This is a genomic window from Verrucomicrobium sp. BvORR034 (assembly GCF_000739635.1).
Classification (GTDB): domain Bacteria; phylum Verrucomicrobiota; class Verrucomicrobiia; order Verrucomicrobiales; family Verrucomicrobiaceae; genus Verrucomicrobium.
Map to the genome: position 1 here is coordinate 1 of NZ_BATQ01000066.1, position 26301 is coordinate 26301.

Sequence of the window (26301 nt, forward strand, 5' to 3'; positions counted from 1 at the left end):
AAAAGCGGCCGTGTTGTACCAGCCAGCAGTGCCAGTGCGGTTGCCTTCGGCAGCACGCTCAAAAAACACCCCGATGGTAGCGGCGTTCGAGCCAAATGCGGCGGCAATACGGGAGGAGAGGCCGTACCCGGTGGAGGAGCCGATCACGAGGACTTTCTTTGGGCCATTCGCCACAGGGCCGCGGCTCTTCACGACCGCAATCTGGTCGGCCACGTGCTTTGCACATCCCTCAGGATGAGCGGTGGTGCAGATGAACCCGCGAATTTTAGGGGAAACGATCATAGAGACCGTCAGCGTTGTCTGCTCCGGGCGGGGCCGCAACTGATTTCTGTGAGGCCGGAGGGGGGCTTCTTGAGACAGGATTAACAAGATTTTTGGCGGATTTACAAGATGAACTCTCACATGCGAGGCGAGGCCAACAGGAGGATTGAGGGATCCCAGCCACCCAACTGAGAAGAAGGTGTTGAAGGACTCCTCAATCCCCAACCCCACGCCCTATCCCGCCCATTTGCCCATCTTGTTAATCTTCTAAAAATCTTGTCAATCCTGTCTAGGATTCATGAACCCACCTGCGGTGCGATGATCTTCGACTGACGGGTGCTGTCGTGCCAGATGGAGTTGATGGCCTTGATGGTGGTTTTCATCCAGTCGCGGGTCTGGGGGCCGCCGGTCTGGTTGTTGGGTTCGTAGAGCGGGGCGCCGGTGGAGGCGATGGTGACGCGGATGCGGTGGCCTTTGTTGAAGATGATGCTGGTGTGCCCGACGCGGAAGACCAGGCGGGTGGGTTCGTCGGGGGTGAGCAGTTTTTGTTTTTCAAATCCTTCGCGATAGCGGGCGCGCATGGGGTAGTCCATGAGCAGCATGCTGCGGCCGTCGGGGTACACATCGCTGAGGCGGACGATGAAGTCGGTGTCGCGGGCAGTGGAGCTGATGTGGAGCTCGGCCTGGACTTCGCCAGTCCATTCCACAGGCTGCTCCAGCACGCCGGTGGTCCATGTGCGGACCTCTGCCTGTGCTTCGAAAGGACGGGCGTCTTTGGCTCCGGGAAAGGACGTGCCGGGAATGCTCATGGGCTGGCGAGGATCACTGGCGTAGCTGGTGGAACCGCCGGAGGTTACTGGCACGCTGGTGGTAAGTTGACCGTCCGATTGCAGGAAATAAGCAGTAGGCGTTGACTTGGGTGGCCAGTCCGTGGTGCTGCGCCATTCGTTGCCCGGAGCCCCTGTTTCACCTGTCGCTCCCATGACGTAGTAGCGCACGGAGGGCTCTTTTTCGACGCCGTTGTCCTCACCCTTCAGATAGTGGGCAAACCAGCGGATCATGTGGGACAGTTCGGGAAACGTCGCGTTTTCCGGGTAGGTCATTTCTGCCACCTTGCTGCCTTTGTTGAGCCGGCCGTGCAGCCATGGTCCCAGCAGGAGTTGTTGTGAGCCGCGGGAGGAGGGGCCACCCTGCTTCTGACGACCGATGTAGCTGGCGATGCTGCCCTGGTTCATGAAGTCGTACCAACTCCCGATGGTGAAGCAGGGCACGTTCATCTTGGGGAAATGCCGGGAGGCATCTTCTGCCTGCCAATAGGCATCGAAGTTGGGGTGAAGGTCCCATTCTGCGAGCAGGGCATCGTGATCGGCGTAGTTTCGTGCCACCTTGCCCATGGCCACGTAGCGTTCCGGACGGGTGGCACCACCGATGCGGTAGCCTTCATGGAAGAGGCTGAGACCGGTGTCCACCATGTACTGGCAGGTCAGGTGAGGCGGCTGGGAGACGGCCAGGTAGTTCTGCGCATAGCCGCCCTGCGAGCTGCCGAAGGTGCCAATCTTTCCCGTGCACCAGGGTTGCTGGGCCAGCCACTCGCACACGTCATAGCCATCGCGCACCGGCCCCCATTGCATGGCACGGTAGCCTATCCAGGTGCCCTCGCTTTCATGCGTGCCACGGTAGTTGACCATGGCGACTGCGAACCCGGCACGGGCGAGGTCGGCGGCCGCTTTGCGGGTGCCGGTGCCGGTGAGGTCGGCGTAGCGTTGTTCAAAGACTGCGGGGAGTTTACCCGGGGCGTTCGCCGGGGTGTAGAGATAAGCGGACAGGCGTTGGCCATCCCGCATGGGGATCGTGATGTGCTCTTCCCGGACGCCGGGAAGGCCGAGAGGGGCCGGGGCGGCGGGCGATTCGCCAAAGCAAACGGCGAATGCGAAGAGGGGAAAGAGATGCCTGAATGAATGCAGCATGGGGACGAGACGACTCGCGGGGCGGAGAACTTTCTGGTGGGTGAGGAAACCAACAGAAGGCGTGACAAATGGACTACAGGTGGGGGCGTTCGTCAGCGATTGGCAGTGCGAGACGATTTCGAGAAGATGTTCCGGGGGAGCGGTGGCGCACGTATGAGGTTTGATGCCATCTAGTATCACAACGGTTCCGCCCTGTCGGGGCATGGCCTACCGGTATGTCCGTCCTGAATTCATTGCCCATGGAAGCACAAGCACCCTTGATCCCGGAAGTGGCGACGGAGACCGTCCGCCTCTCGACCCTGGAGGAGCGATGGAGCTCGTCAACGGCACTCTCGCTGGAGGAGATGGTGTTGTTTCAGCGGGAGAATGCGCAGCCCGAACTGGAGACCGACCCCCTGGAGCTTTGGGTGCGCTCCCTGGCATCGAGCCCCGACGACTTGTCGTAGGATTGAGGGAGACTCGCAGACTCACCTGCCGGGAGCATGGGCAGGAGCATGAGGTGTTTTTTGATGCCCAGACGCAGCGGGTGGTGAAGCTCACCAAGCCGGGATTGTATGGAGCCAGGGGCAGTTTGCAGGAGTATCTCAGGCAGGCTGACTATGCGAATCGCAAGTTTCACGATGACCTCATGATTGAGGGATGGGGCTGGATGCCGGGTGAGGAGGCGGCGAGGTTGGTGGTGAGCCAAACATGGTATGCGGGGCGGCTCTCCACAGAACAGGAGATCACGGCCTACATGGAGATGCTGGGCTTCGCCGCAATTTTTTGAAGGAGCATGGTGGCATGCTGGTGAGGAGGTCAAAGTAACGGATGCATTGCCGAAGAACTTCCGCACGCTGTCGGGAGGGCTGGTGCATGCGATTGACGTTCTGGTGTCGTGGCCTCGATCGGCGTCCGCCATTGAACGGATTGAAAATATGGTCTATGCGAGGCAGCGTGGTGTTTAGGACGATGCCGGTATTTTAGGAAAGGGGGCGACCAGGGTTGAGTTTCCTCTGTACGCTCGCAGGTGCATCCATTAGGCTACCGTTCTTGGAAGCAGCTCTCATGTTCCCAAGGAGTCAGCAAGTGCACGACTGCGATGATTCTCTTGCCGCGGCCATGGGTTCTGGAATGGGAGAACAACCGCGTGGCGCGTCGCTCAGTGCGGCTGCGAAGCGGTGAAATCACACTGCTGGCAAAAGGGGAGCTGAAAAAGCGATTGCGGGTGGATGCCCGGGAACTGGTGACGAGGTTGAGGCAATTGCAGAGGCTGGAGCGCAGTGTAGCAAGGGCGGCGGACTTCGTCAGTGGGTGCCACCGGGGTTACTTCACTCCTGATGAAGACGCGCTGGTCCGACGGATCCAACAACACTATCATGTGCAGATAGGCCGGTGAGCGGGGTCGGTCCGGCGTCCCTCTGGGACGCAATTCGACAGGTTGTTGGGGTGACCGGTGGTTGTCACCACCGGCTAATTTCCTTGGTCCCTCCGGGACCCGGGGCCCTCATGACTATCCTCAAGAGATGATCACTTCACGGTCCGAAGGTACTCAAACAAATCGGACACCTGTTGCTCTGGCAGGGCATCGAGGATGCCCTCGATCATCAGGGAACGGTTGGTGAATTCAGCCTTTGCCACATCAGCGGCAGGCACGCGTACTTCTGCCCCGCCCATCAATCGCAGGGTGATGCCCGTGTCATCGCGGGTGACCAGGAAGCCTTCAAGCTGGCGGTTGTCCCGGGTGTCCACACGGAATGCCCGGTAGCCGCCCTCGACGGCGGCGTTGGGGGTGATCAGGGCTCGCAGCAGACCATCGAGATCACGGTGACCGGAGCCGTCCAGAGCGGGGGCCAGATTGCCTCCCTTGCCCGCCAGGGTGTGGCAACTCAGGCACAATCCGGTGAACAAGGTCTGGCCGGACTTGGCGTCGCCCGGCCTCTGCGAAATGGTCTTGTACTTGGCTAGTTTTTCTCCGACGGCTTGGGCGTCCTTGGCGCTCAGGAGGTGTGGGCCGGCCAACACGGGAGTGACCTTGGTGGTCTTGCCGGCCCCCTTCCAGTCGGAGAGAGGGGAGTGATAGACCACCAGACCGTTGGGAACTGGCTCACCGGCGAAGGTCCGGTCAAAGCTGGCGCGAACATCGGCCGCGCTGCGGGCGACGTTCCACACGCGGTATTCGGTAAGTTCGCCCGAGGTGCCCTTCGGGGCGGGGCTGGTGCGGCCAATGTCGCATTGCACGAAGGACTCCGTGGTGGACTTGGTGCTGGTGGCATCCAGTTCTCCGTTGAGGTAGATGCGGAAGATTCCGCCGGCATCGCGTGTCACTGCCACGTGGGTCCAGGCACCGGGAGTTATTTCCTTTTGCGCCACGGCCACGTCATGAAGGGTGCCGCCGACGTACACGCGGAACTTTTTGCCGAAGAAGTTCAGATCCAGATTCTTCCCGTTGGACAGGATGCCGTCGCCGTTGTCGATGCCCACATCGAGCTTCACCCACGTTTCAACGGTGAAGGGGCCATTGAGATCGAGGTTGCTGTCCACATAGCTGTCGTTCTTGCCGTTGAGCTGCAGCACACGGACAAAGTTCTTCGCCATGCGATCCCACAGCGACTTCATGGCGGGATCTTCTGGGTAGAGTCCATTAAGCCGCTCCAGCAAGGCGGCATCAATCTCGTTGTCCTTCAGAGTGCCGTTGGCAATCGCCGCAAGCAGGACACGGGCGGATGATTTTTCTGACGCAAGCCCTGCGGTGAGGCGGCTGCGCTCCACAGGGCCCAACTTGGGCCAAAGGGTGTTGAAAGCCGGTGCCAACGCGTCTTGCTTGCTGGGAGCCAGGGCGATCAGCGCAGCGACACGCAGAGCCGGCGAGACGGATTCATCCTTCAACAACGGTTCCACCGGAAGAGCGGCGTCCGGGCTGAGCAGGGTGAGCGCCTCAAGGGCAAGCTGGCGTCTGACTTCGGCCTTGGGAGCGGGGATGACGTTGGCAGATGCTGGCGCGGTAGATTCATCCACGGCATGCAATGCGGTATCCACCAGAGTGGGCGCGAGGTCGGGAGTGGGGAAGGTGGCGGCAAAGGCGACGAGGTCCGCATTCATTTGAGCCCCGGCACCTTTCTTGGCCAGAGCAGAGGCCGCCAGGCTGAGCATGCGGGCGGCGCGTGCGCGGTCCACCCGGTCGCGCTGGCGAACCGCTGCCAGCAGAGCGGGGTGGCGGTTGGTCTGCTGACCGAGCAGGATGGTGACGCCTTTTTCCAGGGCAGGAGGGGCCTTCAGCAGGAGCACGATCTCTTCGTCCGTAGGGGCGCGGTTGGCTGCGGCGAAGGCATTGACGAAACGAGGCAGGGCCTCCAGCTCCGGCAAGGCGAGGGCGGCGAACAGTTTGGCCTCCGCAGGGAGGGCGGCAGCATCAGGGCTGTCCAGAAAAGCGGCCAGCTTGGCAGGATGCTGCTCCAGCACGGCCCGCGTCAGGAAGCGTTGAAAGTCGGCCTCATACGGCGTGGCTGAGTCCGGTGGGACGGCAAAACGGGCGGCCAGATCGAGCACGGCAGGTTCTGGCTGTTTGATGTTGTTAATGGCAAGAACCGCCGCAAAACGCACCTCAGCGTCGGAGTCGGCCAGGATGGGTTTCAGGAGATTAACTGTTTCAACCTGGCCCAGAGCGGGGGCAAAGGTGCCGGTGGCACGGGCCGCCTCGCGACGGAGATCTCGATCTGCTTCTTTGATCAGCCCTGCGAGAGGGGTGGGGGCGGCACCACCCAGTTCTTCCCAGGTCCAGAGTGCATGAATCCGCGTGTCGGACGATTTGTTCTCGTCCATCGCCAGAGCCTTCAGTGTGGGCAGCAGGTCTTGAGCCTTGCGCTGGACGAGTTGCTGCCACGCGGCATTCTGGGCCCACTGATTGGGAGACTCGAGATACAGCAGGAGGTCATCCGTGGGCATCTTGGTCATGTCCGGTACCTGCGCAGGGCGTTGGTCCTTGTGGCGGATGCGCCAGATGCGGCCGCGCGTCTTGTCGCGATCCGGATGGATGCGGGGCACCTCATTGTGGCTGATGATCTTGTTGTACCAGTCCACCACATAGAGCGCGCCGTCCGGACCGAACTGAATGGCAATGGGGCGGAACCACGGGTCTGTGCTGGTCATGAAGTCCTCCATCTTCGTGAAGGTGTATCCCGATCGGTTGGCCGAGGCCTTGACTGCCTGGACGCGGTTGGTGATGGGATTGGCCAGGTAGAAGATGCGGTGGTCGCCTTCGCCAGTGAAGGCGGCGGGCCAGTCAGACTCCTCCTTGATTGCCAGGCCAGAGAGGCCCGTGCCGCCCATCTGGGGCGGGCTCAGAGAAGGGGGCTGGACCGGGGCGTAGGGCTTGAGCTTCTGGCTGCCGATTCCAGGGACGTGGGTGCCGGGGCGGAAGGGGATGATGGGGTAGCCCATGTCATTGGCCTCCTGCATGAACATCTCCCCGGTGCGATCCACGGCGAATCCCCAAATGTTGTTGGGTCCGCTGGAGACGAGTTGGAAGTCGGAGCCATCGGGACGCATGCGGGCGAGCTTGCAGAAGCTGAAGGGCACGCTCTTTTGCGGATTCGCCGAGAACAGTCCGCCAGTGGAAAAGTTGCTGCCGTCCGGACGCCGCACCTCACCGTGATTGAAGGCACCCTGGGCCAGATAGATCCAGCCTCCCGGTCCGGGCGTGAACTGGTGGGCGAAGAGGTGCGAGTCATCAATGCCGAACCCGGAGAGAATGGTGTCAAAGCCATCCGCCTTGCCGTCACCATCTTTGTCCCGGTAGTAGCGGATGTCCGGTCCATGCTGGGCATAGACGCCATCACTCCAAGGTAGGATGCCCAGGGGAATCGCCAGCCCTTCTGCAAAGATGCGCGGCTTGGCCGGTCCGGGACCATAGGGTTGGTCGTAGACTACGAGCTTGTCCCGTCCGCCGTTCTTGTAGAGCGCTTCCGCAAAGGGGCGGTTCTCATTGGCATCCACGGGATAGTCCAGGGCGGTCATGGTCCACATGCGGCCCGCATGGTCCCAGGCCACGGAGATGAACTTGCCAATGTTGTCAGTCTCCGCCGCCACGAGTTCGACCTTGAACCCATCGGGCACCTTAAAGGACGCCAGTTCCTGCTCAGGGGTGAGCGCGGCGGTGCTGACGCTGTTGTAGCTGATGTCCCGGGCAGGCTTCTGGTCGGCAGGCTTGGCGGCAGCGCTCAGCTTCGCCTTCATTCCTGGATAGCCCCCCAGCTTCTCCCAGGTGGTGGCTCCTGTGGTCGGGGCGAGTTCTTCAATGGTAATTTCCTTGACCTGGACGAGCGCTTTCCCACCGCCGTGCACCTGAATGCCAATCCGCCCGTCCTGGGCGATGGTTGCCTCACCCTCGGTGTAGTCCAACGCCGGCACCCCATTGATCCACGACTGGATGTGCGGTCCTTCGGTGCGGATGCGGTATTCGTTCCAGTCATCCTTCTTCACCGCCGCAGCCACGGCGGCAGCGTCCTTGGGTTCACCCACCACCTTGTTGCGACGGGACTCGTCATAGAGCTTGCCCCACCAGCCATCACCGGCGTCCACCTGGTAACCGCTCATTTCACTGTTCCCCGGCACCCGCACACTGCGGATCTGGACGCCGCTGTTGATGAAACCTTCCGTGCCGGTGACTTTGATTTTCAGCCGGAGGTCAAAGTTGTGATAGCTTCGTGTGGTGGCCAGGAAGTCATTGTGAGCCACTTTTTCTGTCAGTGATCCACCGGTGATGAGTCCGTCTTGAACTTTCCAGAGTTTGGCATCTCCCTCCCAGCCGTTGAGCGTTTTGCCATCAAAGAGGGGCACCGTTTCTGCGTGCGTTGAGGGAAGCGCGAGCAAGGGCAGGAGGCAAAGGAGCAGTCGGGCGTGGGAAAGAAGCATGGGGCAGAAAAGGTGGATGAGACATTAAACGCTGCCCGGGTGCCGGAATCCATGGCAGAAATCCACCAGCGGGAGATGCATCTGAAAGGGGCAAGGTGTTCCTGCGGTAGTCCTGGGCCGAACGGGTGGTTCAAAATACCTGTCCATTTTTCGGGGTGGAGGACTCATCGTAGCAGAACTCAATTCTGCTCCATTCAGTCATGTTTTTCCATCTGTTTCCGCGCTTCAGGCACCTTGCTGTGGCTGCAATAGGTCTTGCTGCGGGTGCCACTGCGGCACCGGCGGACTCGTTTGATCTCGTGGTCTATGGCGGCACGCCTGCCGGGCTTGCCGCAGGCATCACCGCGGCGAGAGAAGGGGCGTCGGTGGTCGTAATCGAGCCCACCAAATGGATTGGTGGGATGGTGACGGGTGGGCTCTCCTCCACGGATCTGGGCAAGCAGGAATGCATCGGTGGATTTCCGCGGGAGTATTTTGCCAGAGCCGCTGCGGTGAAGCCGGGGACACCCATGTGGTATGCAGAGCCGCAGGCGAACATGGCCGCGTTCCAGGCCATGCTCAAAGAAGCGGGCGTGAGAGTGGTGACGGAACAGGCCTTGAAAGCACTGGAGAAGAAGAGTGGACGGATCACGAGCCTCACCACCGCCGATGGGCAGGCGTATCAGGGGCGGGTCTTTGTGGACGCGACGTATGAAGGGGATCTGCTGGCGGCATCTGGCGTGAGGCACACACTGGGGCGGGAGAGCAAAGCGCAGTACGGCGAGCCTTTGGCGGGAATCCACCCGATGCCGGTTCGCCCGCATGGCTCAGATGTCATGGGCGTGGCGTGCAAATGCGTGGGAGGCACCGGACCGCACTACATCCATGGCACACCTTGTAAAATCAATGCCCAAGGTGAGGACGGCAAGTTGCTGTTCGGCGTCACGGAACTTAAAGGTCAGCCTGGCGACGCCGACAAGCTGACGCAAGCTTACAACTTCCGGGTTTGTGTGACGCAACGGCCGGACATTCGTGTGCCTTTCCCGAAGCCTGAGGGCTATGAGCCTGCCCGGTACGAACTGCTGCTGAGATTGATTCAAAGCTACCCCGAGGTGGCGTTCGGACGTCTCGTCCACCTGGGACAGATCGGCCATGGGAAGGTGGATTTGAATGCCCAGGGATTGTTCTCCACAGACTATCCGGGAGGCAACGTCGGCTATCTGGAAGGGGATGCCTCTACGCGAGAACGCATCTGGAAGGACCATGTGAACTATGTGCAGGGGCTGCTGTACTTTCTGGGCAATGACTCCCGGGTGCCGCAGAAGCTGCGGGACGAAACCAACACCTGGGGCCTGTGCAAAGACGAGTTCACCGACAACGGTCACTGGCCCTATGCGCTGTATGTGCGGGAAGGGCGGCGCATGGTCAGCGACTACGTGATGACCCAGCGCGATGTGCAGCGGGAGATCTTCAAGCCGGACACGGTGGGCATGGGTTCCTTTGTCATCGATTGCCACATTGTGCAGCGAATCGTGGCGGAAGATGGCACGGTCACGGACGAAGGCTCCTTCCAGGACGCTCCCGCGAAGCCGTACCAGATTCCATATCGCTCCATCGTGCCCAAGAAGGCGGAGTGTGATAATCTCCTCGTACCCGTGTGCCTGTCCGCCTCACACATCGCCACCTGCTCGCTGCGCATGGAGCCCGTGTACATGGCGCTGGGGCATGCCAGTGGTCTCTCTGCGGCCATGGCGGTGAAGGGGAACGTGGCGGTGCAGGACGTTTCCGTCCCGGCTCTGCAGGCGAAGTTGCGTGAGCAAAAGGCGGTGCTGGATTTGCCCAACCTGGTGCTTGGGCCCGCCTCAGATCAACTGGCTGGCGTGGTGGTGGATGATGCGCATGCGGAGTTCACCGGTTCCTGGGTGTCCAGTGGCTATGGGGCTCCGGTGGATGATGCCAGTCACAATGACGCCGACGCCGGCAAAGGGGAGAAGACCGCCCGTTTTGTCGCTCAGCTTCCCACGGCGGGCAAGTATGAGGTGCGCTTCGCCTACTCGTCTGCGCCCAATCGTGCTGCGAGTGTCCCGGTGGAGATCACCCACGCGGGCGGCGTTGCCAAGGTGACGGTGGATGAGCGCAAGGCGGGCGTGCATGACAAGGTATTTGTCAGCCTGGGAACCTTCGATTTTGCGGCCAACCAGCCTGCCGCCGTGCAGGTGAGCAACGCTGGTACCAAGGGCTTTGTCTCAGTGGATGCGGTGCAATGGCTCCCGGTGAAGTGAGGTGGGGCCTCAGTGATTTCCCTTTTTTTCTGAGTCGGGTGGACGTAGGCTTCGGCCATGTCCGACCCGACCGCACGTTTCTCAGACCGTGTTGACAACTACGTCAAATACCGGCCGGGTTATCCCGTAGCAGTCCTCGACCTGCTGAGACAGGAGGCTGGCTGGAATGAGCATTCCGTCGTGGCCGATGTGGGTTCCGGTACGGGGATTCTCACTGAAATGTACCTGCAAGCAGGGAACGAGGTCTTCGCGGTGGAGCCCAATCTGGAGATGCGCACGGCCGCCGAGCGCCTGCTGGCTGGCTACCCCCGACTGCACAGCGTGGCGGGCACGGCCGAGGGGACAGGGCTCCCGGACCGCAGTGTGGATCTGGTGTCTGCCGGGCAGGCGTTTCACTGGTTTGACCCGGTACGCGCCAAGGTGGAGTTCCAGCGGATCTTGCGGCCTCAGGGGGCGGTGGCGCTGATCTGGAACAAGCGTCTGACCACCACCTCCTCGTTCCTGATCGCCTACGAGGCATTCCTCATGCAACACGGCACGGATTACAAGGACGTGGACCACACAAGGATCTCCGAGGTGATGCTCGCCGAGTTTTTCCGGCCCGGCCACTTTGGCTGCCATTCCTTTTTCAACCGGCAGGTGTTTGACCGGGAGGGATTGCGGGGAAGGCTGCTGTCCTCGTCTTATGTTCCTGCGGCAGGACAGTCTGGCTACGGGCCCATGCTTGAGGATCTGGACGCTCTGTTCGAAATGCACCAGGAAGAGGGGAAGGTCTTCTTTGACTATGATACGAATGTCTATCTCGGCTGTTTTGAAGGCTGACACTCCTTTAGCATCATGAGATCAGGCAAGGAGGAGATGGAGTTCGTAGAAACAACGCGGGATGGCCCGCGGTCGAAACGATGGGTGCTGGAGAGCGGGGAGTGCCGGGAGCTCGCCGCGCACCGGATCGCCCGGCTCGGACTGGATGAGGCGTGGATGCCCTACCGGCGGGTGCGATTGCAGCCGGCGGGCAGCTTTGTTCTGGCATGCACTGCGGGTAAAGGAAGAGTGCTGCTGGACGGCCGCTGGCAGCGAGTCGGTGCAGGCATGGTCTGCATGGCACCGCCCCGGGTGCTGAATGCCTTTCACGCAGAGGGGGCGGATGTCTGGCGCTTTGCCTGGTTGCGGTATGACGAGCCAGCGTTCGTGTCACCGATGGTGGGGGCGTCTTCTCCCGTGCTGGCAGCGGAAGGAGCGATGGAGATCGCCCGAGCGATTGATGGGCTGCGGACGGAATGGGCGGGGCACCGTGATCCCAAACTCCTGCACCACTGGATCGAGCTGGCCCACGGGCTGGCGCGTCGTGCGGCGCAGCCATTTGAGATGGAGGCCCGGCTCTGGACCTTGTGGACGAGTGTGCAGCAGAGCCTTGCTGAGGATTGGACGCTGGAGACACTGGCCAGGGCCTACCACTCCAGCGGGGAACATTTGCGACGTGTCTGCCAGCGCGAGCTGGGCCGCAGTCCCATGCAGCACCTCACCTACATGCGGATGCAACGGGCCCGGCAGCTTCTGGAGACCACCAGTGACAAGGTGGAGGTGGTGGCGGGTGAGGTGGGCTATCGGGACGGACTGGTCTTTTCCCGAGCCTTCAAGCGCTGGGTAGGGTGTGCCCCGAGCGAGTACCGCCGACGGTGATGCGCAAGAGGATGGACGATTTTTCCATTTGGATAAGATTCGTCAATCCCGACGCAAGAACGTGACGGCCAACCGCGTCCAGAGTCCAATCGACTTTGTTTGGTCATGCCGTCACCTTTTGATCCTGCCTTGAGCCGCCGCCAGTTTCTGGGCGGTACTGGCATGAGTTTGGGCGGCGTGGCACTGGCGCACCTGATGGCTTCTTCTCCCTTGAAAGGGGCGGAGGTGGCCTCGGCAGCTCGCGGTCCCCACTTTGCCCCCAGGGCCAAGCGGGTCATCTGGCTGTTCATGCATGGAGGGCCCAGCCACGTCGATCTCCTGGACCCCAAGCCCGACCTGGTGCGCTATGCAGGGAAGTCGTTGCCTGAGAGCTTCGGCAACTTTGAGACCCGGCGCAAGGTGGCGCAGAATCCGCTGCTGGGACCCGTGAAGCCGTTTCGACCGCGTGGACAGTCCGGCATTGAGATCAGTGACTTCCTGCCGCACATGGCGGCTCTGGCGGATGAGCTCTGTCTCATCCGAAGCTGCCACGGGGACAGTGTGAATCACCCCCAGTCTGTGTACCAGATGAACACAGGCTCGATCCTGATGGGGCGGCCCAGCTTGGGTAGCTGGGTATCGTATGGATTGGGCTCGGAGAATGAAGACATGCCTGCCTTCGTCGTGATGCCTGACCCGGGCGGTGGTCTCAAGGGCGGGCCACCGGCGTGGGGGAATGGATATCTTCCGGCTACTTACCAAGGGACCACGATGCGTCCGGGTGAACAACCCATTTTGGATCTCAAGCCCGCCGGAGCCATGACTTCGCGGAGGCAGCGTTCTACCCTGGATCTTGTGAGGCAGATGAACGAACTGCACGCCGGGGAACGGGAAAGGGACACCCAGCTTCTGGCGCGTCTGGAAGCCTATGAACTGGCCTATCGGATGCAGTCTGCCGCCCCAGAAGCGGTGGACATCAGTCGTGAGACAGAGGCCACGCGTGAGCTCTATGGGCTGGACCATCCTGTCACGAGAGAGTTTGGCACCCGTTGTCTGCTGGCGCGTCGCATGATCGAGCGCGGAGTGCGTTTTGTGCAGTTGTACTCTGGCGATACCAACGGCTGGGATGCGCATGAAGATGTGTTGAAAAATCACACTCTGCACTGCGAACGAACGGACAAGCCCGTCGCTGGTCTGTTGCGGGATTTGAAGCAGCGCGGTCTGCTTGAGGACACGCTGGTCATCTGGGGCGGGGAATTCGGTCGCATGCCCATGAGTGAGAAGGGGACGGGTCGAGACCATAACCCCTATGGCTACACCACGGTGGTGGCCGGAGCCGGGGTCAAGAGCGGCCATGTGCACGGGGCAACGGATGAGCTGGGCCTGCGGGCGGAGCGGGACAAGGTGCATGTGCATGATCTGCACGCGACCATCCTGCACCTGCTGGGCGTGGATCATGAAAGGCTGACCTACCGTCATCATGGTCGCGATGACCGGCTCACGGATGTGGCTGGCCACGTGGTGAAGGGAATTCTCGCGTGACCTCATGAGAACCGCGTTCGTCACCGGCCTGGCTCTTGCAGGCATGTTATGGGTAGGAACTCCCGGGCTGCTGGCGCGGGCCATCAAGGCCTCCACGGAGCCGGTCCGGGATGAAGTGCCGATCACGGGCAAGGATCGTGAACACTGGGCGTTTCGCGCTCTGCTGAGACCGCAGCCTCCGGAGGTCAAACACGCAGATCAGGTTCGCAATCCCATTGACCGCTTCATCCTCGCCCGACTGGAGGACAAAGGGCTGGTGTTGAGTCCTGCTGCGGATCCTGCCACACTGATCCGGCGCGTGACCTTTGATCTCACCGGGCTGCCTGCGACACAGGCTGAAGTGGCGGCATTCCAGGCGGATCAGGCTTACGAGGCGCTGGTGGATCGGTTGCTGGCATCGCAGCAGCATGGCGAGCATGCCGCGCAAGGCTGGCTGGATCTGGCCCGCTTTGCCGAGACAGATGGATTTGAGCATGACCTGGATCGCAAGCAGTCCTGGCGATATCGGGACTGGGTGGTGACGGCCATCAATCGGGCCGTGCCGTACGACGAGTTTGTCCGCCTTCAGATCGCTGGGGATGAACTGACCGACGATCAGGCCATCGCCACGGGCTTCCTGATGGCAGGGCCAGACATGCCTGACATCAACAACCAGGATGAGCGACGGCATGTGGTGCTGAATGAGATCACCACCACCGTGGGAGCAGCATTTCTGGGGCTGACGATTGGCTGTGCCCAGTGTCACGATCATCCCTATGATCCGCTGAGCCAGGCGGACTTCTACCGCTTGCGGGCGTTCTTTGAGAATCTGGCAGACCTGCAACGGGACAAACAGCTCCTGCCTGGTATGGTGGAGCGTGGGCCACAGGGGCGGCCGACCGTGGTGAGCATCCGGGGTGACTTCAATCGTCCCGGGCCGCAGGTCGTGCCTGCCTGGCCGCGGATCGCGGATGCACAGGCGGGAGTGCCCGCCATTTCCCCCAGGGAGCGGAGCAGCGGGCGGCGCAGCGCGCTGGCTGCCTGGCTGGGGCAGTCGCAGAATGGATTGTTTCTGCGAACCGCGGTGAACCGGGTGTGGCAGGAGCACTTTGGGCGGGCGCTGGCGGGCAGTCCCGGAGATCTGGGCACCCAGGGCGAGCTTCCCACCCATCCGGAGCTGTTGGACTGGCTGGCCACAGAGCTGCCCCGGCAGGGCTGGAGCGTGAAGGCACTGCGCAAGCTCATGGTCATGAGCACCACCTACCGGCAGGCCAGCGTGGTGACCGCGGGTTCGGCCTGTCTCACCGTGGACTCCACGAACCAATGGTACTCGCGAATGAACCGCCGCCGGCTGACGGGGGAGGCCCTCCGGGATGCTTTGCTTTCCGCGGGTGGTCTGCTCAGTCTGAAGACGGGCGGTCCCAGTGTGCGGCTGCCGCTTCCTCCTGAGGTGAAGGTGACGCTGCGTGCCGAGCAGGCAAAGGTCACGGAGGATGCTGCCGAGCACGGCCGGCGGAGCATTTATGTTTTTGCCCGGCGCAACTTGAGATATCCGTTGTTTGAGATCTTTGACCGGCCAGATGCCCTGGCCACCTGTGCCCGCAGGGAGGTGTCCACGACGGCCCCGCAGTCACTCATGCTCATGAACTCGGCGTTCAGCGTGGACCTGGCCCAAAAGATGGCCCGGAAGGTATTGGATGCCACAGGTTCGGATCCGGACGCCATCATCAATGCGGTGTCATGGCGTTGCCTGTCCCGGCCGCCCACAGAGGCGGAACGTGCGCTGGGAGAGGCGTTCCTCACCCGACAGGCAGGGTTGACTCGCAGCCTGGAAGAGGTGGTAGCGGACTACTGCCTGGCTATGATCAACTCGAGTGCCTTCTGCTACGTGGACTGAGGCGAGTTCCATTTTCACCACCGAGGTTCACAGAGTTTTGATGACGAGATTTTCCTCTGTGAACCTCTGTGTCCTCTCAACCCTCTATCAATCCACGCCTGTGAGCGTGCCGCTAGAGTCCTGGAAGGTGCTGGTTTCGACACCCATTTTCTGGATGGTCGACAGAAGGAGATTGGTGAGGGGTGGGCCTTTCGCCGAGTCGTGGGCGAGGTGCTGGCCGTGCTTGTAGCCCTGGGCTTTGCCACCGGCGATGAGCAGCGGGAGGTTGGTGCCAAGGTGTCCGCCGCGCTCGCCGTTGTTCATGCCGGAGCCGTAAACTACGGTGGTGTTGTCCAGCAGGCTCTGGTTCTCCTCCTGTGCGCTCTTGAGTTTCGTCAGGAAACGATCAAGGCACGCGAGGTGGAAGCGGTCGATGTTGGCGAGCTTCGCGAGCATGCCCGCATCGCCACCGTGGTGGGAGAGTTCATGGTGGCTTTCACCTGCGCCGCCAAAGCCGTGGGATTCGGTGGACCACTCGAAGGTGATCACCCGCGTGGTATCCGTGGCAAAGGCCAGATAGCTGATGTCCAGCATGGTCTCCAGCCACGCGGCACGATCCCGGCCGGTGGTCGGTTGGCTGGAGAGGCGCAGACCGTCGGCGGGGACATTCGGTTTCGGGACATCGATCCATTCTACCTGCCGCTGGAGCCGCTGCTCGGTCTGGCGGACGGAGACAAGGTATTCATCGAGCTTTTGCTGGTCACTGACACCGAGTTTGCCGCGCAGCGATTTTGCCTCGCCGAGCACGTTGTCCAGAATGCTCCGCTTCTCCGCATAGAGCTGCAGAATGGCCTCGCGGGAGGAGGCGTCTTCAGGGACGAACAACCGCTCGAACAACCGCTGGGGACTGTTCTCTGCCGGAAGGGGCGTGCCATTGCGATCAAACGCCAGCGTGTGGGTCTGCAAAGCCGCGCCGGTGCCGGATTCATCCGACAGCTCCAGGGAGGGGAAACGGGTCTGCGCTCCAATGGCCTCCGCGATGACCTGGTCGGCCGAGATGGTGTTCGAGTAGTCCTTGCCGGGCACCGCTTTCAGGCGGGCCCCGGTGAGCCAGGTATCCGCGCCGCTGTGGCCGCCCTCGGCGTGATGGTGGCTCAGCCCGCTGATCAAGGAGAAGTCATCCCGGTGCTTTTCCAGCACCTTGAGCGTCGGGGAGAGCTGGTAGCCGCTGCCATTGTCCTTCGGGATCCAGTCGAAGATGTTTACACCATTCGGCACGTAGCAGTAGATGATGCGGGGCGCGCTCTTTGCGCCCTTCACTGCGGTTTTCAGCGTGGAGGCGGCGTAGGATGCGCGTGGTGCCATCGCTTCCAGAAGTGGCAGGGCGATGCTGACGCCCAGTCCTCGCAAGACAGTGCGGCGGGCGAGCGGGGTGTTGGAAAGGATGTGCATGGCTTACTTGGAGGCAAAGGATTCGGAGGCGACGATGGCCAGGATGAGCGAGCGTAGCGTGTAGTGGTCCGCTTTCATTTTCGCGACGCTGGCATCGATCATCGGCTGATCGGAAAAGCCGAGTTCTCGGCCGAGGGCGTAGGTGTGGAGCTTGGCGGAGAGCCCACCGAGGAACTTGTCCTGCTGCTTCAACAGCGCGTCCTGCAGCCCTTGCACGCCGATGAATTTCGTGCCGTCCGGCATGGTGGCTGAGGCATCGATCTTGGGATCATTTGGCTGCTCGCGGCCGTTCCAGCCGCTGGACTCGATCTCCCGCCATTCACCTGCGGCATTGAAATTCTCTAAAGCGAAACCCAGGGGGTCGATCTTGTCATGGCAGCGGGCGCAGGCGGCCGCCTCGCGGTGGATGTTCAGCCGCTGGCGCACGGTCGCCTTGCCAATGCCGGGTACCTTGGAAGGCAGTTCGCCGGCATTGGCAACGGGCAGGCCGGGGTCGGTATTAAGCATCGTTTTCAACACCCACACGCCACGCGAGATGGGCGACGTGCGTGTGCCATTGGAAGTGATCGAGTGAATGGAGGCTTGGGTGACGATGCCGCCGCGGTGTGACTCTGGGGACACCTTCACTTTCCGGAACTCATCGCCCTTCACGCCGGGGATGCCATAGAACCTGGCGAGCCGCTCGTTGATGGTGACGAAGTCGCTCTTGATCAGGTTCCGCGAATCCAGGTCGTTGCGCAGGATCTCCTCAAAAAACGCCTCACTCTCGCGGACGATGGATACTTCCAAATGACGGTCGTATTCCGGGTAGATGTTTTTCACCGGTGGATTTGATCCCACCTTGCGCAGGCCGAGCCACTGACCGGTGAAGTTCTGCACCAGAGCCTCGCTTTTGGGATCGGCCAGCATGCGGTCGATCTGCGCCTTGACCACGTCCGGCTTCATCAGTTCTCTGCTGGAAGCCAGACGGAAAAGCGTGTCATCCGGCATGGACGACCACAGGAAATATGACAGGCGAGAGGCAAACTCGAAAGGCGTGAGCTTCTTCTCATCTCCAGTCCTCGCGGGTTCGATGAGATAGATGAAATTTGGCGAGGTGAGTACGGAGGCAAGCGGCACTTTGATGGCTTCCTCGAACGATGGCTTCTTCGGCCGGTTGGCATCGAACATCAGCAGGCGGCTTTCGATTTCCTCCTTGGTCACGAGTCTGCGAAAGGCCCGCGGCATGAAGTTCTCGAGGATCTTCCGGGCCCGCTCACGTTCGTCGGCGATGGAGCGATCGCCCACCAGTCGGTTGGTGCTTTCCGGCGGCCAGACGGTGTTGATCGGACCTTCCAGTTCGAACCAATCGATCAGCAGGAGCGGGGCAGCGAACTCCGGTTTGATCTGCCAGTCGCGGTCAAGCACAGAAGGGATCGAGTAAGCGTACTCGAACTGAATGTGGGACTTCTGTTTGGTGAAGTCTGCGGTCACCTCATACACCTTCGGCTCGGCTTCGGTGGCGTTGATGTCCATTTCCGCGATCACCTTCGGCACCCCGCCGATGTTCGTCACCACCTTTACGCGGGGTGCTCCGTAATCATACATCCGGTGCGTCTCGAAGTGCTTGAGATCGGCATCGTAGAGGCCCTGTTGATATTCACGGCTGGAGCCCTTGGCAATGGCCTGATCACGGCGCTGGGCCAGGACCAGCTTGGCACCCTCGATCACCTGGGCGCGAGTGGGAATGCGACCCGCAGCGCGGAAGCGGATCGTGTATTTGCCGGGATTGGCGAGCGCGAGATTGCGGGCATAGACCACGCGGTCCCATCCGGCGTGGTGCATCACTGCGAAGCCGTTCTCCGCGGGCAATGAGCCCTTGCCCAGAATGATGTCCTTGCCATCGCGCTTGATGCGCGCGCCGTCGCTCTTGTCCTTGTGCTCCTCCGGCTCGAAGTGCCACCTGATGGTCGGCGGTTTCTCGCCGGTCACGATGGCGCGATCAAGGATGCGGCGCGCGGTGGCGTAGTACAGCTCCATGTGGAGCGGCGAAACCGTGAGCGCTTGGCCGATGTTGTCGAAGCCACCCGCTGGCGGATCCTGTGGGAAACTCTCTGCGGCATCGAAATCGATGCCCACGAGATCGCGGATCGTGTTGTTGTACTCCGCCCGGTTGAGGCGGCGCATGACCGTGCCAGAGCTGCGTTTCGCGATTTCCGCTCGCCCGAGTTCTGAGGTGAGCCAGTCGGTGAATTTACCTGCGCTTTCCGGAGTGGGTTGGTCCTCCTCCTCCGGCGGCATCTCGTGGCTGTTTACCGTGTTCAGCACCTCCGCCCATTTCTTGGCCGTCGTCGGATCCGAGAAGTCATTGGGCAGCGTGTCGAGGCGGAGCTCGCCTTTCTGCTTCTTCGGCCCGTGGCAGCTGATGCAGTTCTGCTGGATGAAGGGCTGGGTGATGCTGGCAAATCCCTTCGCATCCGGCTGGTGGGCCGGAACTGATGCGAAAGCCTGCGCGCTGGCGAGAACGAGTGGGGTGACGGAGAATCTGGAGAACAGCATCGCTTTAATCAATTGTCACCAGCCCGCCCATCCAGCACATCAAGTGATGCCCCGCCCGGGAGGAGGGACTCAAGCCTGCGACAGGGGTAGGTGAGGCCCCTAGGGTGCCTTGGGCGGAGCGGGCACCAGGAGTTTCCCCTGGTAGGAGACCCGCCAGATGCAATCCCCTGCATCATCGCTGATGAGGAGGGCACCGTCCTTGGCGACGGTCACTCCCACAGGGCGCCCCCAGACATCCCCGTCTGCGGTGACGAATCCTGTGAGAAAGTCCACATACTCGCCCGTGGCAGCCCCATCGTTGGTGGGGATCTGGATCACCTTGTAGCCAGTGCGGCGGGTGCGGTTCCACGATCCGTGCTGCGCGGCAAAGGCGCTATTTCGGTACTGGGCAGGAAATTGGTCATCGTTGTAGAACGCCAGATCGAGCGAGGCAGAGTGCGACTGGAGCATCACGTCGGGCGTGATGACCTTGGCTTTGAGTTCGGGATGTTTACCGGGATGCCGGGGATCCTGATGGCCGCCCATGTAGTACCAGGGCCAGCCGTAGAAGCCGCCCTCCTTCACGCGGGTGACGTAATCCGGCACCAGATGATCGCCGATCTCGTCGCGTTCGTTTACCGAGGTCCAGAGGTCACCTGTGGTAGGATGGATCGCCAGCCCCACCGGATTGCGGATGCCGGTGGCGTACACCTTCATGTCACTGCCATCCGGTTTCATGACAAAGATGCGCGCACGGTCGTTCTCCACCTCATCGTCGCTGGCATTGGACTTGGAGCCGATGGATGCATAGAGCTTGCTGCCGTCCTTGGAGAACACGATGTCCCGCGTCCAGTGGCCGCCGCCCGTGAGCTGACCGCCGCCTGACAGGCTGGCGATCTGTTCAGGCTTGGACTGGGCCTTCATGAGATCCTTGGTATAAAGAAATCGCACGATGGAATCCGTGTTGGCCACATAGACATGGGTCGGCTTGTTGCCGGGCGGATAGAAGGCAATGCCGAAGGGTTGCTTGAGATCTGTGGAGAGGACCTCAGAGGCATCAGCCTTGCCGTCGCCGTCGTTGTCGCGCAGGACGGTGATGCGATCCGATTTGCTCTCCGCCACAAAGATGTCCCCGTTGGGGGCTGTCACCAGCACGCGCGGTTTCTTCAAGTCCGCAGCATAGAGATCCACCTTGAATCCCTCCGGTACCTTGGGCCAGGCGTCCTTGGGACGTTTCACGATCTTGGGCTGGTTCCGCACCGATTCCTTTTCATTAGGTGGCGGGAGGTCCTTCAGGGTGAGCTTGCGGCGCACCCCGGGAGCATCGGTCGTCCAGTCACCCATGGCGGACTCGCCGGTGAGGAGGTCGAAGTTCTTCACCTTTGCCTCCTGGCCAGCGGCAGGGTGGGTGAGGAAGGGGAGAATGAGCAGCGCTGCGGTGCCTGCGCTCAACAGCCGGGAAGGGGACGGGTGCCTCATGGGAACAGATAGGGGTTCTCAAGAGATCGTGATGTCCTCCGATCCCGGCTGTAGCGGGCTCGTTGGTCTAGTGCCGTCCGGGGGCTGAAAACAATTTCGAAAACGAAGAGAGGCATCGCTCAGACTCAAATGTGAAGCTGCCCAGTCGTGTGTGAGATATCGTCCTATTCCAAAGCGGTACCTTGCGATCCCACACCGCTACCCCTGGATTCACGGCTAAGCTGCGGTTCCCCTGATTTGCCGCAAGCTAATGGTCTAAATAAGAATAGATAGCCCATGGTGTGCGCCAAGAATCGGACAGTGCTGACTGCCTGAAAATGCAACGTGTGGACATGGACATGAAACCTGTGGGGTATAGGAAAGATTCCTTTGGTGCAATATATTCCATGCCGAATAAATTGTTTTATATCTGTAGACTGCAATTGACTAATAAAGACAAGTCCATTTGAGCGCTAAGCAAATGCTTTAGCTGTATAGTTGCCGCAATCCTTCAAAAATACCGATCTCTCAATACTACACTACTATTCTCAACGAGAGATGCGGATCGCAAGATTGCGTATTCAGATAGATGACCTGGGACGTAGGAAATGACAAAAATTTATCTTGCCGGATTCAGTGAAATCACGCAACTTGCATACGCAAGACTGGCTCCTGTTGTTTATCGACGTTTGGCCAATCTGGTTAGAGTACGGGGCTTCTCGAAAGAGGTCGGGGTGGAGGAGTTAAATGTAAAAGTCCGTGGGGGGTTGACAACGCTGAATCTCAAGTGCTTTGAGCGACGGGAAGGTATTGTGGATTGAGTTGAAAATCAGAGCCTGTTTATGACGAACATTTTTCGAAATCGTATGAGTTCTCAAACCATCGGCATATGTTGTTCGAGACTTGTTGATGGTTGTGTGCTGTTGCGTGTGACTTGCGTGTTGATTGGGCTGGTTTTCATGGGCAATGGTCACGCTCAAGGGGCTGCTCGGGTTGCTGCAGGTAACGGTTCGACATTCTTTGTTAAGGATGATCACACCCTTTGGGGATTTGGCTCTAATTTGTCGGGTAAACTCGGTGACGGGACAACCACAAATAGTGTGACCCCTGTGCCGGCTCTTGGCCTGACAAATGTACGCATTGTTGCGGCGGGTACGGGGCACACGATTGTTCTCAAGTGGGATGGAACAGTTTGGGGTTTTGGAGCCAATGCAGGGCGGCTTGGAAATGGGGCGACCGCTGCAAGTTCAGTTGCAGTTCAGGCCGTTGGCCTTGTTGATATCGTTGACGTTGCTGCGGGCAATACTCATTCGATAGCGTTAAAGTCGGACGGAACTGTTTGGACTTTTGGTTCCAACATTGCTGGTCAACTGGGAGATGGCACTACAACTACAAGACTAACGCCAGTGCAAGTGCCCGGGCTCACGGGCATTACTAAGATTGCAGCTGGAGTAAATTGTACATTCGCACTCAGAAGTGACGGTACGGTTTGGTCCTTCGGGCAGAACACAAATGGGGGGCTCGGGGATGGGACTACTGCCTTTAGATATACACCGGTGCAAATGGTGGGGGTAACGGGTGCTGTGGACGTTTCTGCGGGCACTCAGCATTCCGTTATCGTAAAGAGTGACGGCACTGTAATGACTGTGGGCGGCAATGGTCAGGGGCAATTGGGCGATGGAACGACAATTGCAAAATCGACTGCTGCAACTCTGCCCAATTTGAACGGAATCGTAGCTTGTTCTGCAGGGCAAGTGTCAACATTCCTGCTCAAAAACGACGGAACTGTCTTCAGCTTTGGTGGGAATGCTCAGGGCCAGTTGGGTGCAGGGACAATTCTGAGAAAGGAGACACCAGCTGCGATGGTCGGTGTGACAGGTGTGGCCGCCATCCAAGCCGGGTACTCACACACATTACTGCTTAAGACTGATGGCTCTCTGTGGTCTTGTGGCTCAAATTCATCAGGTGAACTTGGGTATCCCTCTAAGCGGGTTATGGCTACGCCTGTTGAAAGCAGTTCCTCGAGCAATGCAATCTCGATTGCAACCGGTTTCGATAGCACCTTTGTCATTGAGGAAGGAGGGGGCGTAAAAGCCTTTGGATTCAATGAAACCGGGCAGCTGGGTGTTCAAGGAGTTGTGAATCGTGCGCTTCCTCAAACGATCAGTGGCTTAAGTGGCATAGTCAAAGTGGCGGGCGGGGTAGGGCACTCGGTTGCATTGACTTACGGTGGGGCAGTCTTATCCTTTGGACTGAATGAGAGCGGGCAGCTGGGTGACGGCACGCTAGCAAACAGGCACACACCAGCAGAGGTGCAGTATCTTTCAAATATCATAGACATAGCGGCGGGGTTTAGTCATGTCGTCACGCTTAAAGATGATGGAACTGTGTGGACCTTCGGGGAGAACTTTGTAGGTCAGCTCGGTGATGGTACCACTACAGGTCGCAATGTGCCAGTGAAGGTTCTTGGAATTACAAGTGGTGTGAAAGTTGCGGCAGGAGCATCTCACACGGTCGTGCTCAAAAACGACGGCACCGTCTGGTGTGTTGGTGGCAACAATGGCGGAAGCCTCGGCGACGGTACAACGCAGAATAGGGTTGCTGCTGTTCAAATGACAGGGGTGAGTGAAATTGTTGACATAAGTGCGGGGTTTGGTCATACCTTGATGCTAAAGGGAGATGGATCCGTATGGGCCGTTGGCTACAACAGCTCAGGACAACTGGGGGATGGTACTCTAATTTCTAGGGTTGTAGCCATTCAAGTAGTGGGTCTGAGTGACGTAGTGCAAGTTGCGGCAGGTTTTGGGTATTCTTTAGCCTTGCGTAATGACGGTTCAGTATGGTCGTTTGGCGACAATTCTTATGGGCAACTGGGGGACGGATCAACAATATCCAAAAGTGTGCCTACCCAAATCAACCATATGAAGGGGGTTGTTCGTATAGCTGCGGGAAGCTACCATGCTGTCGCTCTTAAAGAAGACGGCACCGTTGCCTGTTGGGGGCACGCGAGCAACGGCCAACTTAGCGAGGTTTTGCCTCAGGGAGTGGAAGCGCGGGCAATTAATGGTGTAAATTTGCTGCATGACTCCCCTTCGATTGCAATGATGTCACCTGGTGTTTATGAAACTGTACCCTTAGGATCCCAAATTGAAATTGAGGCAGGTTTTGTCTATGGGAGTGGTTCAATCACATACCTACACCACGAAAGACCCGCGGCAGTTAAATCCTCATTGCCTCTGTCAATGAACTTTGCGCCTCAAACTTGGGGCGAATTCAGCTTCTCCGCGTACGGTACTGATGCTGGTGGAAGAACATCACTAATATCGGATGCAGTCGTGATCCGAGTGCCCTACGACAGTGAATCTCCCAATGGCGACGGCCTACCCGACTGGTGGGAAATCAAGCATTTTGGAGATCTCGACGCCTCATTCTCGGGAGACGACGACAACGACGGCCTTACAAATGCGGAGGAATTCGAATACGGCACTGACCCCACTTTAACTGATACTGATGGCGACGGTGTCGATGACGGTAAGGAAATCGAAGAGGGCAGTGATCCTCTTGATTCGAACAACTCCTCCAAACTAGCGCAGCTCTTCATTTACACACGGTTGGAGTAGGTTGGTAAGCCGGGGGGCGGAAATTTGTTAACACTGAACTCCCGCAAGTGATTCCGAGTTACTGAGCGTGGTACAAGATTAGGATTTCAGCAAATGCCCTGATGTTGGGCCACCGCTCACCGCAATATTTGACCACACTCAATGGCAATGAACAACAACTTGTGCGATCCCATCAGCCACCCTTCCCGACGGCAGTTTATGAAGATGGCAGGGCTGGCGGCATTGCCCGCAGCGATCTCGGGCGTGTCGGCAGAGGAGATTGCAGGCGAAGCTTCTGGAGCTTTCATCCGGGTGAGGCGCAACGGAAGCGAGCAAGGCTGGCGCTATCATCGGGTCAGGACGGTACAGCGCTATTACCCAAAAAGCGAAGAAGAGCCGAAGGCTCAACTTAGCCAATACGGCGGCAATGCGTCTGTACAGTGGAAAGCTTCTGGCAAGTTCCGCGCCGAGAAGGTGGATGGCCGCTGGTGGTTGGTGGATCCAGATGGTCACCCTTTCCTGAGCAAGGGGATTAACACCATCAGTCCTGATGGAAGTGATGAGGTCAGCAAGGTTGTGGAGCAGATGGGTGGGGTCAAGTCATGGTCTGAAAAAACGGTGGCACAGCTGAAGAACTACGGATTCAACAGCGCAGGAAACTGGTCCGCAACTTCCGTTGGCGACGCGGTGTATTCTCCGATTCCTGGGATTCCTTTCGTCTACTTTGATTTCGGTCAGAAAGGTGATCCCGAGATCATTAGAGGCCGACGTCCCAACGGCTTGATGGAATGTTTTGCCGCGGGGTTGAGAGTTCGTGATCCTATCAAGCGGGGCGTTAGATTTCCGGCATTTCACCCCGGTTTTGAGGCCTTCTGTGCGGAGCGCTGTCAACGGGTGGCTGCGTTGAAGGATGATCCATGGCTAATTGGGTACTTCTCAGACAACGAGCTGATGCCTCCGTCCCTGGATGGCTATCTCAAAATTTCGGTGGATGATCCATTGTATGGCGAATGTGGTCGCGAGGCTCGTCGTTGGTGGGCGGAACGTGGAAAGAAGATAATCCGGGAGGAGGATAGCGCAGCATGGGCGGCCCATGCTTTTGAGTGGTACTACCGCATCACGACGGCAGCAATCCGCAAGCATGATCCTGATCATCTCCAGTTGGGCTCGCGTTACTATTCGTGGGAGCGAAATCTTCAGCCGATGTGGGAGGTGGCTGGCAAGTATTTGGACGTGGTATCCGTGAATCCCTACGGCATGGACGTGGTGATGCCTGGACAATTGCGGCAGTGGTCACGTTGGGCTGGCAACAAGCCCGTGCTGATCGGAGAATTTTATGTGAAGGGCCACGACTCGAATTTTACCAATGCGGGTGGCGCTGGTGACCTGGTGGCAACTCAGGAGGAGCGCGGTCTCTTCTACCAGAATTACACGCTGGCTTTGTTGCAGAGTGCGGTGTGTGTTGGTTGGCACTGGCACCGCTATGCAGACGACGCGGTGATGACGACCAACGCGGAAACGGTGCGATCCAACAAAGGCATCGTGAGCGCCTCGCTTGTTCCTTATGAAAGACTGTTAGAGGGAGCTTCCGAGATCAATCTGCGTGCATATGAAATCGCAGACAAGATGGGTAGTGCTGCCTAGTCGACGGAACCATCCTAATTGACTGTTGGGGCTGCGCATTGCGCCCCGTGATCTGATCTTTTGCTTAAAGAATTTCCTCTATGAAGGCATCGCAATCGAGCGCCAGTGATTCTGGCAGACTTCACTCCTATCGCCGCTTGTCATTGATCAGGCACCTTGCGATCGTGGCCACGGGCATGGTAGCCAGCTTGACT

At 59.5% G+C, this 26301-nt stretch carries 15 protein-coding genes and 1 pseudogene; 10 read left to right on the top strand and 6 right to left on the bottom strand.

All coding sequences use genetic code 11. The features are described 5' to 3' along the window. Positions 1 to 282, bottom strand: a pseudogene (locus BV034_RS11840) (bifunctional NADH-specific enoyl-ACP reductase/trans-2-enoyl-CoA reductase); the annotation flags it as partial. 275 nt (positions 283 to 557) lie between these two features. After that, a complete protein-coding gene (locus tag BV034_RS11845) occupies positions 558 to 2228 on the bottom strand; it encodes a CocE/NonD family hydrolase (protein WP_265592900.1) in 1671 nt (556 codons plus the stop codon). Positions 2229 to 2467: 239 nt separating this feature from the next. Here BV034_RS11845 and BV034_RS11855 point away from each other — a divergent pair, with 239 nt between their 5' ends. The 3 genes from BV034_RS11855 to BV034_RS11865 all read left to right on the top strand — a co-directional run bounded on the left by BV034_RS11855 (position 2468) and on the right by BV034_RS11865 (position 3606). Then, a complete protein-coding gene (locus BV034_RS11855) occupies positions 2468 to 2674 on the top strand; it encodes a hypothetical protein (protein ID WP_050027225.1) in 207 nt (68 codons plus the stop codon). A gap of 2 nt (positions 2675 to 2676) precedes the next feature. After that, a complete protein-coding gene (locus BV034_RS11860; protein ID WP_050027226.1) occupies positions 2677 to 2997 on the top strand; it encodes a hypothetical protein in 321 nt (106 codons plus the stop codon). A gap of 312 nt (positions 2998 to 3309) precedes the next feature. Further along, the gene (locus tag BV034_RS11865) at positions 3310 to 3606 is read left to right on the top strand and encodes a hypothetical protein (protein ID WP_050027227.1); all 297 of its coding nucleotides are present in this window, start codon (positions 3310 to 3312) and stop codon (positions 3604 to 3606) included. Positions 3607 to 3737: 131 nt separating this feature from the next. Here the strand turns inward: BV034_RS11865 and BV034_RS34190 are convergent, their stop codons facing one another. Continuing rightward, the gene (locus BV034_RS34190; RefSeq protein ID WP_063768756.1) at positions 3738 to 8120 is read right to left on the bottom strand and encodes a PVC-type heme-binding CxxCH protein; all 4383 of its coding nucleotides are present in this window, start codon (positions 8118 to 8120) and stop codon (positions 3738 to 3740) included. Between the two features lie 200 nt (positions 8121 to 8320). On the opposite strand from BV034_RS34190, the gene BV034_RS11875 reads away from it, so the two are divergent. The 5 genes from BV034_RS11875 to BV034_RS11895 all read left to right on the top strand — a co-directional run bounded on the left by BV034_RS11875 (position 8321) and on the right by BV034_RS11895 (position 15458). Then, positions 8321 to 10381 carry an FAD-dependent oxidoreductase gene (locus BV034_RS11875; protein ID WP_050027228.1) on the top strand — a complete coding sequence of 687 codons (2061 nt, stop codon included), beginning with the start codon at positions 8321 to 8323 and terminating at the stop codon, positions 10379 to 10381. 57 nt (positions 10382 to 10438) lie between these two features. Beyond that, positions 10439 to 11203 (top strand): class I SAM-dependent methyltransferase, encoded by a 765-nt coding sequence (locus BV034_RS11880; RefSeq protein ID WP_050027229.1) that lies wholly within the window; start codon positions 10439 to 10441, stop codon positions 11201 to 11203. A 15-nt stretch (positions 11204 to 11218) separates the two neighbouring features. Next, positions 11219 to 12061, top strand: coding sequence for an AraC family transcriptional regulator (locus BV034_RS11885; RefSeq protein ID WP_050027230.1), 843 nt, complete (start codon positions 11219 to 11221; stop codon positions 12059 to 12061). A gap of 105 nt (positions 12062 to 12166) precedes the next feature. Further along, positions 12167 to 13582 carry a DUF1501 domain-containing protein gene (locus BV034_RS11890; RefSeq protein ID WP_050027231.1) on the top strand — a complete coding sequence of 472 codons (1416 nt, stop codon included), beginning with the start codon at positions 12167 to 12169 and terminating at the stop codon, positions 13580 to 13582. A 4-nt stretch (positions 13583 to 13586) separates the two neighbouring features. Beyond that, positions 13587 to 15458: a DUF1549 and DUF1553 domain-containing protein gene (locus BV034_RS11895; RefSeq protein WP_050027232.1), complete on the top strand. Its 1872-nt coding sequence runs from the start codon at positions 13587 to 13589 to the stop codon at positions 15456 to 15458. An 87-nt stretch (positions 15459 to 15545) separates the two neighbouring features. Here the strand turns inward: BV034_RS11895 and BV034_RS11900 are convergent, their stop codons facing one another. The 3 genes from BV034_RS11900 to BV034_RS11910 all read right to left on the bottom strand — a co-directional run bounded on the left by BV034_RS11900 (position 15546) and on the right by BV034_RS11910 (position 20885). Beyond that, positions 15546 to 16889, bottom strand: a complete 1344-nt coding sequence (locus tag BV034_RS11900; protein WP_050027233.1) for a DUF1552 domain-containing protein — start codon at positions 16887 to 16889, stop codon at positions 15546 to 15548. 3 nt (positions 16890 to 16892) lie between these two features. After that, the gene (locus BV034_RS11905; RefSeq protein WP_050027234.1) at positions 16893 to 19427 is read right to left on the bottom strand and encodes a DUF1592 domain-containing protein; all 2535 of its coding nucleotides are present in this window, start codon (positions 19425 to 19427) and stop codon (positions 16893 to 16895) included. Between the two features lie 99 nt (positions 19428 to 19526). Then, positions 19527 to 20885 carry a sorbosone dehydrogenase family protein gene (locus tag BV034_RS11910; protein WP_050027235.1) on the bottom strand — a complete coding sequence of 453 codons (1359 nt, stop codon included), beginning with the start codon at positions 20883 to 20885 and terminating at the stop codon, positions 19527 to 19529. 821 nt (positions 20886 to 21706) lie between these two features. Between BV034_RS11910 and BV034_RS34685 the strand changes: the two genes are divergently transcribed. Together BV034_RS34685 and BV034_RS11925 are read left to right on the top strand one after the other, a co-directional pair. Continuing rightward, positions 21707 to 24484 carry a hypothetical protein gene (locus BV034_RS34685; RefSeq protein WP_081887750.1) on the top strand — a complete coding sequence of 926 codons (2778 nt, stop codon included), beginning with the start codon at positions 21707 to 21709 and terminating at the stop codon, positions 24482 to 24484. A 147-nt stretch (positions 24485 to 24631) separates the two neighbouring features. Then, entirely contained in the window at positions 24632 to 26107 is a 1476-nt protein-coding gene (locus BV034_RS11925; protein WP_050027238.1) for a hypothetical protein, read from the top strand. The last annotated feature ends 194 nt before the right edge of the window (positions 26108 to 26301 follow it).